This window comes from Polaromonas sp. P1_E11 (assembly GCF_056405995.1).
The window spans coordinates 622,062-634,751 of record NZ_JBFUBA010000002.1; the positions used below are offsets into that span (position 1 = coordinate 622,062).

Genomic DNA, 12,690 nt, shown 5'->3' on the forward strand with positions numbered 1-12,690 from the left:
CAGTTGCATTATTACCGCAACCGAGTGGCTTTTTATGACTTCCCTGCCCGACTGTTTGTAAAGACGACTTCCCTTGCCAGTTTCACTTCCGCCCTTCCCCCCACAGCCTCCGCGCCGCCGCAACATCCTCGCCTGGCCGGCCTGGCGCCGGGTGCTCGCGGTATTGCCGGCCGTGGCGCTGCTGTGGCTGGCGGTCGCCTGGGCTTCGGCGGAGATCGCACCATGGTGACGCTGGACAACCTCACCGTCAGCTACCGGCAGCATCCGGCGCTGCACCACGTCAGCGGTCACTTCACGGCGGGTTCGCTGACCGCCGTGGTCGGCCCCAACGGCGCCGGCAAAAGCACGCTGTGCAAAAGCATCATGGGGTTGCTGCCACGATCAGGCGGGCAGGTCACCACGGCAGCGCCGCGCGCGCGCATTGCCTACCTGCCGCAACAGGCTGAGCTGGACCGCAGCTTTCCGATGGACGTGTGCGACGCAGTGCTCCTCGGCTGCTGGCCTTCGCAGGGCGCGTGGGGCGGCGTCAGCAAGGCGCAGTGGGCGGCTGTCGGCACGGCCTTGCGCACCGTCGGCCTGGAGGGTTTTGAAGCGCGGCCCATCGGCACGCTTTCCAGCGGGCAGTTCCAGCGTGTGCTGTTTGCCCGCCTGCTGGTGCAAGACGCCCGCCTGATCCTGCTGGACGAGCCCTTTAACGCGATAGACAGCAAGACCACCGCCGCGCTGCTGGCGTTGATTCGCCAGTGGCATGCCCAGGGGCGCACCGTGATTGCCGTACTGCATGACGACGCCCAGGTGCGCGAACATTTTCCGCAAACACTGCTGCTGGCACGCGAAGCCATTGCCTGGGGCCCCACCGCACAGGTCATGACCGAAGGCAATCTGGCGCGCGCCCGCGCGATGGCGGAGGCATGGGACGAAAGCGCCGAAGCCTGCCGCATCGACGACAAGGAAGTAGCCACACCAGCGGCATTGCACGCGCCCCTGCTGCACAAGGCCGCGGCGTGATGGAAGCTGCGCAGCATGCTTTTCACGGTGCCTGGGCCGTTCTTTTTGCGCCGTTCGCCGAGTATGCTTTCATGCGCCGCGCGCTGGTGGCCACGATGGCGTTGTCGCTCAGCGCCGCGCCGCTGGGCGTTTTCCTGACCCTGCGGCGCATGAGCCTGCTGGGTGATGCGCTCAGCCACGCCATACTGCCCGGCGTCGCCATCGGGTTCATGCTGTGCGGCCTGTCGCTCACGGCCATGGCCGCAGGCGGCGTGCTGGCCGGCATGCTGGTGGCCGCGCTGGCCGGTTTCATCAGCCGCGCCACCACGCTGAAAGAAGACGCCAGCCTGGCTGCCGTTTACCTGGTCGCACTGGCGCTGGGCGTCACGCTCATTTCCGGCCACGGCACGCAGCTTGACCTGCTGCACATCCTGTTCGGCAGCGCGCTGGGCGTCGACACGCCGGGCCTGCTGCTGGTGGCCGGCGTGGCCAGCATCAGCCTTGTCGCGCTGGCGGCAGGCTACCGCGGCCTGGTGCTTGAGAGTTTTGACCCGGTGTTCCTGGCTGCAACAGGCCGCAGCGCCTCTTTTAAATGGGTGTGGCAGCAGGGCTTTTTGATGCTGGTCGTCATCAACCTCGTGGCCGGCTTCCAGACGCTGGGCACGCTGATGGCTGTCGGCCTGATGATGCTGCCCGCGGTGTCGGCGCGCTTGTGGCACGACACCCTGCCCGCGCAGCTTGCCAACGCCGGTGCGCAGGCCATGGCGGCAGGCTACGCCGGGCTGCTGCTGTCTTACCACTTCGATACACCGTCGGGCCCGACCATCATCGGCTGCGCCGGCGCGCTGTACTTTGCATCACTGCTGCTGGCGCCCGGCGGCTGGCTGCCGCGCACGTTCGCGCGCACGCACCGTGTTGCCTGAGCCCATTTTTTTTACCCCGGAGCTTCCATGACATACATCCAACACCTGCTGAGCAAACTGCTGACGCCCCTGGTCGGGGCTGCACTGCTGACCGCCGCCACCGCCGGCATGGCTGCCGACAAAATCCCCGTGGTCGCAAGCTTCAGCATCCTCGGCGACCTGGTCCGTGTGGTCGGCGGTGACCGCGTCGCTGTCACCACGCTGGTTGGCCCCGATGAAGACGCGCATGTGTTTGAACCCAAACCCGCAGACGCCAAAAACCTGCTGCAAAGCAAACTGCTGGTCAGCAACGGCCTGGGCTTTGAACCGTGGGCGCAAAAACTCGTCAAGTCCGCCGGCTACAAGGGCCAGGCGGCGGTCGCCTCGCAAGGCGTGAAGGCGCGCACCATGCCTGGTGAAAAAGGCGGGAAGGAAACCGATCCGCACGCCTGGCAGGATCCAGCCAACGTCGTGATCTACGTGCGCAATATCGCGGCGGCGCTATCACGGCTCGACCCCAGCGGCGCAGCCACCTACAAGGACAACTGCGACGCCTACGTGCAGGAATTGCAGGTGCTGGACACCTGGGCCCAACAACAGCTCAGCGCCGTCCCGGCCGCCAAACGCAAGGTCATCACCTCACACGACGCCTTCGGTTATTTCGGTGCGCACTACCAGGTCAGCTTCCTGGCGCCGCAAGGAATTTCCACCGAAGCAGAACCCAGCGCAAAGGAAGTAGCCCAACTGATCCGGCAGATCCAGCGCGAAAAGATCAAGGCCGTGTTTTTTGAAAACATGAGCAACCCGAAGCTGCTCACTCAGCTGAGCAAGGACGCCGGTGTGACGCCCGGCCCCGCGCTGTATGTCGATGCCCTGTCAAAAGCCGGTGGCCCGGCCGACAGCTATCTCAAGCTGATGCGGCACAACGTGACGCAGCTGGTGGCGGGGATCAGGCAGAACTGAATTGGAATCAACCGGCGTCGTAATACGGCCCGTCGGCCATACCGGTCTCCGGGCAAAGCTGTGAAGCGTTCAGTCGCGATAGGGTTGATTACTTCGCGGCGCATCAGGCAACTGTTCATCCAATGACTGGCGGTAACGGATGCAGCCGCGAAAGAACTGCGGCCAGTCGGGTACAGCGGGCACCGGGTCGGTCTTCTCCGGCAGCAGCGCCCACAGCGCCGGATGATGCCAGCACAGTTCGTGGCCTGTGCTGTCGCGGTGCTCGCGAATGCCCTGTCGGAGCTTTTTGACTTCCACAATCAGCTGCTCACGTGACAAGCCTTCAAGGTCTGCGTCCATGGTGCCTCCAGATTCAACATGCGATGTTCAGAGTGTGCGGCCCCTGACATCATAGGCAACCGCAGGCGGGGCAGCACGCAGCGGACGCTTCATCAGCGGTAGATCAAACCCGACAGCTGCCACGCCAGGCGCTTGCGTACCTGCGGCAGGCGCGACACCACCGACATCGCCAGGTTGCGCAACGCACGTAGCCCGGGCCGGACCGTGGCCAGCCGCGTCAGGCGGTCAGCCAGGGCGACGACCTGACGGGCCACGGGTTGCCGCTCTGCACCGTAGGCATCAAGTGAGGTCGTGCTGCCGGCCAATGCCTTCTCCAGCGCATCCGCCAGGCTGATCGCGTCGAGAATGCCGGCATTCATGCCCTGGCCGCCGGCCGGGCTGTGCACATGGGCAGCGTCACCTGCCAGCAGGATGCGACTGGCGCGGTAATTTTCAGCCACACGGTGGTGCACGCGAAAGCGCGAGCCCCATACCACCTCAAGCACTTCGGCGCGTTCGCGCTGCGGGCCGCGTGCATCCAGGAGCGCCTGCACATACGCGGCATCGGGTTGCTCCGGCGCGTCGTCGACCGTTGCAACCACGCGATGCACACCATCAGACAAGGGAGCCAACACCACCATGCCGGCAGGCGAGAAGTAGAGGATCACTTCGTCAGACGGGACGCCGCCGCTCAAACGCACGTCTGCCAGCACAAACGATTCACCGTAGCTGCCACCGTTGAAGGCGATGCCCGCGCTCTCACGCACCGCGCTGTGCATGCCGTCGGCGCCCACGACATAGCGGGCACGCAGACGGCTGCCGTCGTCCAGTGTGGCCGTAGCGCCCGACGCGTCTTGCACCAGCGCAGCCAATGTGCGTGGACGCAGTACCTGCCCGCCCAGTTCCACCAGACGCTGCAGCAACACGCTCTCGGTGACTGCCTGCGAGACCATCAGCGTGTAGGGGTACTGCGTGGGCAGCTCGGTGAAACCGATAGGCATCAGCACCCGGTCGCGGTCGCGGATGGTGAATCGCCGTGCCTGTATGCCCAGCGCAACCAGGCGCCGCGTGACGCCCAGGGACTCCAGCACCTCGAGAGTGCGGGCGTGTACGACCGCCGCGCGCGAGGTGTTGGCGCCTTCGGCCTGCCGGTCGATGACGCAGATGCTCACGCCGCGTGCCAGCAGCGATGCCGCCAGCGTGAGGCCCGTGGGCCCGGCGCCGACGATCAGGACGTCGGCGTCAAAACCCGCGGATGAGGCAGGGGAAATGTGATTGCTTGAGGGAAAGGTCATGGTTTGCTCCAAATAAGTCAACAAGTGTTGGTCAACAACTGTTGGCAATCATAAATGGCATTTTTCAAAAAGTCAACACGTGTTGGCCTATACTTGTTGACATGACCCAAACGCCCGCCAGTCCACCTCCCCTACCCCGCCGCTCCGACGCCACCAAATCAGCCATCCTGGCGGCCGCGCGCGAACAATTCGCCGCCGTGGGTTATCAGGCTGCCACCATCCGCGCCATCGCAACGGCGGCCGAAATCGACCCCGCCATGGTCATGCGCTATTTCGGCAACAAGGAGAAGCTATTCGCGGCAGCCGCCGAGTTCGATTTGCGCCTGCCCGACTTGAGCGATGTGCCGCGCGAAGACGTGGGCGCCGCGCTGGTGGAGCATTTCCTCAATCGCTGGGAGAATGACGAAACGCTGATGGCCCTGCTTCGTACAGCCGTCACCAACGAGGCGGCAGCAGCGCGCCTGCAGGAGATCTTCGCCACACAGATGGCCCCGTTGATTGCCAAGCTGAGCGGCGAGCCGCGCCCGGCAGCCGCCGCGCGCGCAGGGCTGATCGCCACTCAGATCCTGGGCCTGGCTTTATGCCGCTATGTGCTGAGGTTGCCGCCGGTGGTCGGGCTCAAGCGCCCGGACATCGTGCGCCGTGTGGGCGCTACCGTTCAGGCCTACCTGTACGACAACTGAGAGGCTAGGGACGCTCCGCCACCGGGCGCCCAAACGTCACCACAAAGTCGAATTGCCCGTCAGTTGCATGCGCAGCGCGCCAAAAGCCTCGCACACCTCACGCCGCCATGCACACAGGCGGCTGAGGTTCATCACAAAGCCTTGTTGCCCTACGTCGCTTTGATAAAAGGCGGGCGGTGGCGTCACTGTCAGCGGGAGTTTGCAGAAACATGGTGAGTCCTTTCCAGGTTTCCAGGTTCAGTCAGCCATTGCGCCGCTGCGCCAGCTTTGCATCCGATCCAGAAAACCGCGTGACCCATGCAAAATCTCCGAACTCCAAAGCCCGGCCTGCTGTCAGGCCTGCTTACCGGGACTGATTCATGTCGAACACCCCGGAATGCCCGGGATTGCCTTCTGGCCGCGGCACGCCCGCAGCCACGAAGAAGGTGACGGAGTGCGCACCATAGAGTCCCGCTGGATAACGCATGGGCTTGAGGACGACATACGCCCTCCCGCGTAGAAAATTGCCGGAAGACATTTCGGACTCCTCCCCAATCACACGGACCCGCGGCAGGTTTTGAGACCGGTTGATGGCATCGCGCCATGCAGACAAATCCTGCTGCGTCGCCATGCGCAACTTGCCTTCCCGAAGCAATTGCTCAATACCGGGTTGCCCGGCCAGCGGGGCATCTTTGTCCCGGTAGCTACTGACGGTCGGCCCCAATCCCTGAACATAGGAAGAAGCCTGGTTGCCAAACGTGACCTGGCCGCCCGAGGCCACAAAATAGGTTTCGGCGGAGCGGCCAAACACCTTCCTCACCACCGCGTCGGCTTTGGCCACATCATTGCGGTCAAGGTAGAAATAGCCACAGGGGGAGGGGGACCGGTTTTCATAGCTGGCATTCAGCACCGGCACCTCTGTGCCCAGGCCTGCTACAGCCTGCCGGTGATAGCCCGACACCATCACACCGGCCACCACGGTTCCCGGTGACCAGCGAATGTTCCAGACAGAGGGCTCGTAAGCGCCCAGCGCAAGAACCACTTTCTTGCCCGGTTCGTTCACCAGGACATCGAAACGGGTGGCTTCGTGGCCGGACTGGTCGATCTGGAAATCGAGTTTGCTTCCGCTGTATGCGCCGCCGGCGTAGAGCACGTAATCTGGCGGCAGCTGGCCGGCAAACACCGTGCAGGCATCCGATACGTTGATCGGTGCGGCAGCAGTTGATGACCTGCCTGACGGCACGATGACCGGCGGGTTGCGGTTCTCCGTCAACGCCGTCTTCACGGGGGGGGCGGCCGGCGCATTCGCCTGGGCTGTCCGGGCGACGGCCCGCTCCGCTGCCGTCGCTGCTGATTGTGCGGAAGACTCGCTCGCGAGTTTCATTTCAACGGCTTGACGCGTGCTGCGGTGATGGTGCGTCCACCATTGCTGCCCCAGGACGGCGACCCCCAGGGGCAAGCCGATCACCAATACCAGCAACCAGTTAAAGCCACCCGCCGGCGCAGCGGTCCGCGGCACGGAACGGCCGGCGGTGCGTTCCGCACCAGGCGCCGCAGCGGGCACAGAGGCGAAATCGGCTGGAACGGCAACAGCCGCTGCAGCGATGCCCGCGGGTTTTTCAAATGGGCTCGGGGCTGCAGGCTGACCTTGCAGCGGACTCGGCTGTGTCTGCTCGTAGTCTTCATCCTCAGGCTGCGCAGGCGCTTCGTTGTGCTGCGCTGCGGGGGGTGTTTCACGCCGGGCTTCCCGCTGCGAATGCGATACGGCCGGAGGAATAGGCGCAAACCATGCGACCGCCAGAAAGAGCAGCCCCGCACCGATGAGCGCCAGGATGTTGCCCAGCTGGTCAAGCGCGCCAAAATCCCTGAAGACCAGCTTGAAGGCAGTCAACGCCAACAGCGCGACGCCGGCACTCCACTGGCCGCGCGACTTGACTTTGGTACCCCACCACGCGAGGCCGGCACCGAGGCCGCCCCACAGCAGAGACACCACCGCGGGCAATTTCATCTGAAGAATGTCGGCCGCACTCATGATGCGGTCGGGTCCGAAGATACGCAGCAGCATGGCCTGCACAACCAGGAATGCCGCAATGATGACGACCACGCCTTGTGCCCCTCCAGCGGGGTTCCTGTGCAAGCCGACAAACATCGCCATGTAGGCCAGCGCCAGCACCTCAAACACGACCGGCCAAAGCCCGCGCTCGATATGGAAAAGCACGGCATACAAGAGTGCCGCACTGGCCACGCCAAAGTGAACGAGCGAGATATGGCGATACCAGACGGACCCAGCCGGGCTCCACATCCTGGCGGCCAGCATCACGGCAAAGCCACTGCCCACCAACACCGACATTTCCAGCCAGTTGCCGGTTGCCTCGAATTCCGGCGCGAGGGCAAACACCCAGGGGGCCCAGGCCAGCGGAAGCAAGCCCAGCGCCACGGAGAAGGCCAGGTCATCTTCCTGGCTTGCCTTGTTTGCCCGGGTGGATTCGGCATTTGAGGCAATCCACAGGAAGGCCAATGGCGTGCCTGCGGCAAATACCACGGCTATCTCGAAAGCCGCATCGGTCGCGGCCCAGAAACTGACCCCGGTGACAGCGAACAGCAGCAAGGCACCCCAGACCGGCGCTGTATGCAGAAGACGGCGCGGAAACGATGCCACCAGCGCAACAGCCAGCAGCGCGCCATAAGCCAGCTGGGGCAAAAAGTCCACGTGCAGGCGCAGCAACTCCGCCGCGACCGCAAGACAGCCCCAGGCCGCAGCCATGGCGCCCAGCATGCGGCCGAACGATACCCCGCCCCGGCTCGCAAACCACGCGCCCAGGCCCATCAAGGCACTGGCGAGCGCACGCTGCGCAAAGAGTTCATTGACAAACGGCTGGCCTGCAGCCGACTGGAAAATCGAAAACACCATGTGCAGCGCACCGGCCAGCATGGCACCGCCGCACAGCAACTCCTGCGCGCGCGTGGACCATCCCAGTCGCGGAGCGGCAACCAGGCCCATGACCGCCAGCGCCAGGCCCAGCATCAGCCAGGGGACATCTGTGGCGGCCAGTGCGCCCGCCGCAATCGCCAGCAGCCCGGCCACACAGGCATGCCGTGTCGCCTCCGGCTTGCGCTGCAGAAAAGCCAGCACCACCGTGGCAACGCCCCAGAGCAGCGCCAGCAGACCCAGCCCCATCGCACCTTCGCGGGAAACCTGAGGCGCGATCTTCAGCGTCAGCCCTGCGGCCACCAGCGGCAGCAACACAAAATAGCCCATGTCGAAACGGGCAAGCCAGCGTGAAGGCGTGCCGCGATGCTCGGCGATCGGCATCGCCAGGTGCAACGCCACCAGGGCCAGCAGCAGCGGCTGCATGTCCTGGTAATGCTCGGCCCGGTAAAACTGGTGGGTCCATGCAAAAAAGAGACCGCCGGCCAGCGTGAACAAAAAGCTCAGATGAATCAACGGGCGCCAGCCGCGCAGGCGCACCATGACAAAAGTCACCGCGCTGGCGGCCAGGTAATAGCCGTACAGCACGCCAGGGTCGGGCGCGTTAATGGCAAATTTGGGCGCAATGTATGCGCCCGCCATGGCCAGGACGGCCACCGACATGGCGCGCGCGGACACTGCAAACAATCCCGCTGCCAAAGACACCACCACCATCAGCGCCAGCCCGCTGACGTCGTTGAGGTAATGGAAAAAATCGTAGGCGGCATAAGCGGTGAGGTAGGCGACGGCAAACGCCGTGCCGCCGAGTGCCAGATAAATGGCGCGGCGCTCGGGGCGGGACTTCAGGGCCAGCGCGGCGGCGCCCAGCACGGCGGCGGCGACAAAGCCGCTTCCCAGCTTGAGCTCCGGGGGAACGTCAATGTTCAGCAAGGCATAGCGCAGCAGTGCGCCAACGCCAAGAATGAGAAGGCCGGCCCCGACCTTGGCCGGCCAGTTGCCTGAAATCAGCCAGGTGATGAGGCCGGCTGGCCTGAACCTCGGCTGCGAGGAATCGCCGGCTGACTCAAAGGCAAAGAGCAATCCGAACAGGCATACAGCCGAGATGACGAACAGGGTAGAGAGCATGGGCAAACCCGGTAAAAAATAGAACACGCTTGTCACCACGCCGTGGCCGTTGCCGGCCGGCGAAGCCCGTGACAAAGCCGTAGCGCGAGAGGCAATTCATCATAGGCGGAAAACGTATCAAAACGTATCCTCTGATTGAAGGACAGCCGCGGCCGTGCCAGCCCAGCCGGCAAGCGGTATAAACAATCCCATGGGCGCCCTTGCTCACGACACCTATCGCACATGACAACCCACTCCAAGCACCCTACCCACCTGCGCAGCCACACCTTCCACGGCCTCGCTCCCGGCCCGCGCCTGCTGGTCACCGGCGCCGTGCATGGCAACGAGACCTGCGGCACGCGCGCCATCAGGCAGCTGCTGGAAGAAATCGACAACGGCCAGTTCGGCATCGAACGCGGCACCGTGACTTTTGTGCCCGTGACCAACCCGCTGGCCTATGAGCTCAAGCAGCGCACCGGCGAGCGCAACCTCAACCGCAACATGGCGCCGAGTGCGATTCCGCAAGACTTTGAGGACCGCATTGCGAACGTGCTGTGCCCGCTGCTGGATGCGCATGATGTGTTGCTGGACCTGCACTCCTTTCACACTGGCGGTGCGCCGTTTGTGATGATCGGCCCACAGAACAACACGGGGGCGCTGGAGCCCTTTGACCACGCCGCGGAAGAAATGCAGCTGGCGCTACACACCGGACCGCACCGGATTGTGGAAGGCTGGCTGGAGACGTATGCCCGGGGTGTGCAGCGGCGCACAGCGACAGCTGCGGCCAGCAGCGGGGCCGCCCGGGCCCAGACGCTCGTGACGGACCCGAACTACGGCGTGGGCACGACCGAATACATGCGTTCACGCGGCGGCTACGGCGTGACGCTGGAGTGCGGCCAGCATGACGACCCGCAGGCGGTGCAGGTGGCGCGGCATGCAATTGAGCAGACGCTGGGCCTGCTGGGGCTGATTGGGCAAAAACCCGCGCCGGTGCCGATGATGCGCGAGATCCTGCGGCTCGTTGACGTGGTGGACCGCGAGCATGCGGGCGACACCTTCACGCGCGAGTGGCGCAGCTTCGACGCCGTGAAAGCCGGCGAGGCCATTGGCACGCGAAATGGCGGCGCACCTATTGCCGCGCCGGCGGACGGTTTTGTGGTGTTTCCGAATCCGCGGGGCGAAGTGGGCCAGGAGTGGTTCTATTTCGCGCAGCGGCGGGTTTGAGCCCGGGTGGCCGGGCCAGCGCCGTTGCGGGGCGGCTACGGCTTACCGCAAGGTGCCGGCATTGCTATCTATTTAATAGCTGCTTGCGCCCGTCCCAATTGGCTTAAACCCAAATTCCATCAATAAATCGGGGGGTTTCAACGTCGAAACGGGCAAAAAACCGCCGGAAAGCACGGTTTTCCAGCATCAAAAGTGGCTTCATCCCAATACTGACGGGCGCAAGCAGCTATCCATTCGATAGCGCTTACGCTCAACGCTCAGTCCTTCACACGTGACGCAAAGGTCTTGCGGAATTTGTCGACCTTGGGGCCCACTACAAAGGCGCAGTAACCCTGGTTGGGGTTGTTTTCGAAATAGTCCTGGTGGTAGGACTCGGCGGGCCAATAGTTTTCCAGCGGCAGCACCTCGGTGACGATGGGTTTGCCAAAGGTCTTGTCCTGGCTGACCTGGCGGATGAAGTCGTCGATCTCCGTCTTCTGCTCCGGCGTCGAGTAATAGATGCCGCTGCGGTATTGCGTGCCGGCGTCGTTGCCCTGGCGGTTCAGGCTGGTCGGGTCGTGGATGACGAAGAAAATTTCGAGGATCTCGCGCAGCGTGATGTCGGCCGGGTCGTAGGTGAGCTTGACCACTTCGTTGCTGCCGGTGCGGCCCGTGCAGACCTCTTCGTAGCTGGGCCGTGCGGCCTGGCCGTTGCTGTAGCCCGACTCCACGTCGGTGACACCGCGCACCTTGACGTACACCGCCTCGGTGCACCAGAAGCAGCCGCCGCCGAGCGTGATGGTTTGGGGGGAAGAAGGCATGGAAATCTCCGCTGAAATCCGTTGGTCGTACGGGGAGCGGCAATCTTACGCCGGGGCTTGCAGGCCCGCGGAAAGCCCCACACATTGCCCCTGAAACGAACTGGAAAGCGTCCGGTTCAGTCGCGCCGGCGCGGGCCCTTGGTGACGTGCTGGGGGCCGACTGCCCGGCGCATCAGCCGCAGCAGGGCCAGCGCCACAAGGCCGCCGGCAACGGCCAGGCCAAGCGAGCCCATGCTGAAGTCCTTGTCGTTGGTGGCGCCCTTGCTGAGCATGCCGGCCACGAAGTCGCCACCGATGAAAGCGCCGAACATGCCGACGCCGAGGCTTTCGAGGATGAGGATTTTTTCGCGGGTGCCCGCGACCAGGCAAGCAGCTCCGCCAAGAAGAGCACCCACCACACACCAGATATACGGGTTGATGCCGTTCTCCTGAAGACTATGAACTGCCCCATGGTGACAGCTTTACGCCCCCAGCGGTGGACATACTTTTAGCAAGGCCATTCGCCAGGGCACCTGGGCGGGATGGAATCTTCATGCTTTCGCCGCCGGGGCGATTGCGCGCACCGCCTTCACAAACGCCGCCAGCGCCTGGTGGTCGCGTGCGGTTTTCCAGAGGCAATGCGTTTCATAAGGTGTGGTGGCTGCGTCCAGCGGCACAAAGGCGGCGCCCGCCATGGCCGACTGCCTGAGCGCCGCCGGCACCAGCGCCACACCCATGCCTTGCGATACCAGCGACACCACACTGAGCCAATGCCGAAGTTCGTAGCGGATTTCCGGGTAAAAGCCGGCTTCGGTGCAAATGGCCAGGATACGGTCGTGGTAGTCGGGCGAGACGGCGCGCGACACCACGGCAAACGGTTCGCCCTGCAACTGCTGCAGCGACACCGATCGCTTGCGCGCCAGTGCATGGCCCGCAGGCAGGCAGCAGATGAAGGCCTGGCTGGACACAAGGATTTGCGACAGCTCGGGCGGCACACGCGTGGTGTGCACAAAGCCGAGGTCCAGCCGGTCATGGGCCAGCTCAACCAGCTGCTCGCTGGAGCTAAGTTCTTTCAGCGTCAGGCGCAGCAAGGGGTGCTCTGCCTGGAAACGTTCCAGGATCCTCGGAAGCCCGCTGTACAGCATGGTTCCTGAAAAGCCGATGGCCAGGCTGCCGGCCATGCCCTGCCCCACGTCGCGCACGTGGCCGGCTGCCTGCGCCGCCTGGTCCAGCAGGGCACGCGCTGCCGGCACAAAGGCCTGGCCCGCGGCGGTGAGCTGCACCGACTTGCTGTTGCGGATGAACAGCCTGGCGCCGACCGAGGCTTCAAGCTGCTGGATGTTCAGTGACAAAGGCGGCTGGGAAATCGACAGGCGCCGGGCAGCGCGGCCGAAATGCAGCTCTTCGGCCAGCGCGAGGAAATAGCGGAGGTGGCGAAATTCCATGAACCATCCATGAATATGTTTTTTATATCGTTGAATCGATATTTGATATTAGACAACTATTCATGCTTGTCAAACAATCGTG

The 12,690-nt window shown here is 64.0% G+C and carries 12 protein-coding genes; 6 read left to right on the forward strand and 6 right to left on the reverse strand.

Translation table 11 applies throughout. The annotated features are described in order from the left end of the window. Positions 1–73: 73 nt before the first annotated feature. From AC1D11_RS10440 to AC1D11_RS10455, 4 genes are read left to right on the forward strand one after another with little or no spacing between them, the layout of a single operon-like run. Positions 74–229 (forward strand): hypothetical protein, encoded by a 156-nt coding sequence (locus AC1D11_RS10440; protein ID WP_477646385.1) that lies wholly within the window; start codon positions 74–76, stop codon positions 227–229. Beyond that, the gene (locus AC1D11_RS10445) at positions 223–1,008 is read left to right on the forward strand and encodes a metal ABC transporter ATP-binding protein (protein ID WP_477646386.1); all 786 of its coding nucleotides are present in this window, start codon (positions 223–225) and stop codon (positions 1,006–1,008) included. Before AC1D11_RS10440 ends, AC1D11_RS10445 begins: the two co-directional genes overlap by 7 nt. Continuing rightward, positions 1,008–1,910: a metal ABC transporter permease gene (locus AC1D11_RS10450; protein ID WP_477646441.1), complete on the forward strand. Its 903-nt coding sequence runs from the start codon at positions 1,008–1,010 to the stop codon at positions 1,908–1,910. The genes AC1D11_RS10445 and AC1D11_RS10450 overlap by 1 nt, the downstream gene beginning before the upstream one ends. A 27-nt stretch (positions 1,911–1,937) precedes the next feature. After that, on the forward strand, positions 1,938–2,852 hold the full coding sequence (locus tag AC1D11_RS10455; RefSeq protein WP_477646387.1) for a metal ABC transporter substrate-binding protein: 915 nt from the start codon (positions 1,938–1,940) through the stop codon (positions 2,850–2,852). A gap of 69 nt (positions 2,853–2,921) precedes the next feature. On the opposite strand, the gene AC1D11_RS10460 is transcribed toward AC1D11_RS10455, so the two are convergent. Together AC1D11_RS10460 and AC1D11_RS10465 are read right to left on the reverse strand one after the other, a co-directional pair. After that, positions 2,922–3,191, reverse strand: a complete 270-nt coding sequence (locus AC1D11_RS10460; RefSeq protein ID WP_477646388.1) for a hypothetical protein — start codon at positions 3,189–3,191, stop codon at positions 2,922–2,924. Positions 3,192–3,283: 92 nt separating this feature from the next. Next, on the reverse strand, positions 3,284–4,465 hold the full coding sequence (locus AC1D11_RS10465) for an FAD-dependent oxidoreductase (RefSeq protein ID WP_477646389.1): 1,182 nt from the start codon (positions 4,463–4,465) through the stop codon (positions 3,284–3,286). A 101-nt stretch (positions 4,466–4,566) separates the two neighbouring features. Here AC1D11_RS10465 and AC1D11_RS10470 point away from each other — a divergent pair, with 101 nt between their 5' ends. Then, positions 4,567–5,148 carry a TetR/AcrR family transcriptional regulator gene (locus AC1D11_RS10470; protein WP_477646390.1) on the forward strand — a complete coding sequence of 194 codons (582 nt, stop codon included), beginning with the start codon at positions 4,567–4,569 and terminating at the stop codon, positions 5,146–5,148. A gap of 343 nt (positions 5,149–5,491) precedes the next feature. On the opposite strand, the gene AC1D11_RS10475 is transcribed toward AC1D11_RS10470, so the two are convergent. Next, positions 5,492–9,181: a DUF2339 domain-containing protein gene (locus AC1D11_RS10475; RefSeq protein ID WP_477646391.1), complete on the reverse strand. Its 3,690-nt coding sequence runs from the start codon at positions 9,179–9,181 to the stop codon at positions 5,492–5,494. A 222-nt stretch (positions 9,182–9,403) separates the two neighbouring features. Between AC1D11_RS10475 and AC1D11_RS10480 the strand changes: the two genes are divergently transcribed. Next, on the forward strand, positions 9,404–10,384 hold the full coding sequence (locus AC1D11_RS10480) for a M14 family metallopeptidase (protein WP_477646392.1): 981 nt from the start codon (positions 9,404–9,406) through the stop codon (positions 10,382–10,384). A 257-nt stretch (positions 10,385–10,641) separates the two neighbouring features. Here the strand turns inward: AC1D11_RS10480 and msrA are convergent, their stop codons facing one another. The 3 genes from msrA to AC1D11_RS10495 all read right to left on the reverse strand — a co-directional run bounded on the left by msrA (position 10,642) and on the right by AC1D11_RS10495 (position 12,608). Continuing rightward, positions 10,642–11,184: a peptide-methionine (S)-S-oxide reductase MsrA gene (gene msrA, locus AC1D11_RS10485; protein ID WP_477646393.1), complete on the reverse strand. Its 543-nt coding sequence runs from the start codon at positions 11,182–11,184 to the stop codon at positions 10,642–10,644. Between the two features lie 116 nt (positions 11,185–11,300). Continuing rightward, on the reverse strand, positions 11,301–11,579 hold the full coding sequence (locus AC1D11_RS10490; protein WP_477646394.1) for a hypothetical protein: 279 nt from the start codon (positions 11,577–11,579) through the stop codon (positions 11,301–11,303). Between the two features lie 135 nt (positions 11,580–11,714). Beyond that, positions 11,715–12,608, reverse strand: coding sequence for a LysR family transcriptional regulator (locus tag AC1D11_RS10495; protein ID WP_477646395.1), 894 nt, complete (start codon positions 12,606–12,608; stop codon positions 11,715–11,717). Positions 12,609–12,690: the final 82 nt, after the last annotated feature.

Bases quoted from the DNA above. Each gene is read 5' to 3' on its own strand.
- AC1D11_RS10445 (WP_477646386.1), top strand. From the start codon at position 223: ATGGTGACGCTGGACAACCTCACCGTCAGCTACCGGCAGCATCCGGCG.
- AC1D11_RS10450 (WP_477646441.1), top strand. From the start codon at position 1,008: ATGGAAGCTGCGCAGCATGCTTTTCACGGTGCCTGGGCCGTTCTTTTT.
- AC1D11_RS10455 (WP_477646387.1), top strand. From the start codon at position 1,938: ATGACATACATCCAACACCTGCTGAGCAAACTGCTGACGCCCCTGGTC.
- AC1D11_RS10460 (WP_477646388.1), bottom strand. From the start codon at position 3,191: ATGGACGCAGACCTTGAAGGCTTGTCACGTGAGCAGCTGATTGTGGAA.
- AC1D11_RS10465 (WP_477646389.1), bottom strand. From the start codon at position 4,465: ATGACCTTTCCCTCAAGCAATCACATTTCCCCTGCCTCATCCGCGGGT.
- AC1D11_RS10470 (WP_477646390.1), top strand. From the start codon at position 4,567: ATGACCCAAACGCCCGCCAGTCCACCTCCCCTACCCCGCCGCTCCGAC.
- AC1D11_RS10475 (WP_477646391.1), bottom strand. From the start codon at position 9,181: ATGCTCTCTACCCTGTTCGTCATCTCGGCTGTATGCCTGTTCGGATTG.
- AC1D11_RS10480 (WP_477646392.1), top strand. From the start codon at position 9,404: ATGACAACCCACTCCAAGCACCCTACCCACCTGCGCAGCCACACCTTC.
- msrA (WP_477646393.1), bottom strand. From the start codon at position 11,184: ATGCCTTCTTCCCCCCAAACCATCACGCTCGGCGGCGGCTGCTTCTGG.
- AC1D11_RS10495 (WP_477646395.1), bottom strand. From the start codon at position 12,608: ATGGAATTTCGCCACCTCCGCTATTTCCTCGCGCTGGCCGAAGAGCTG.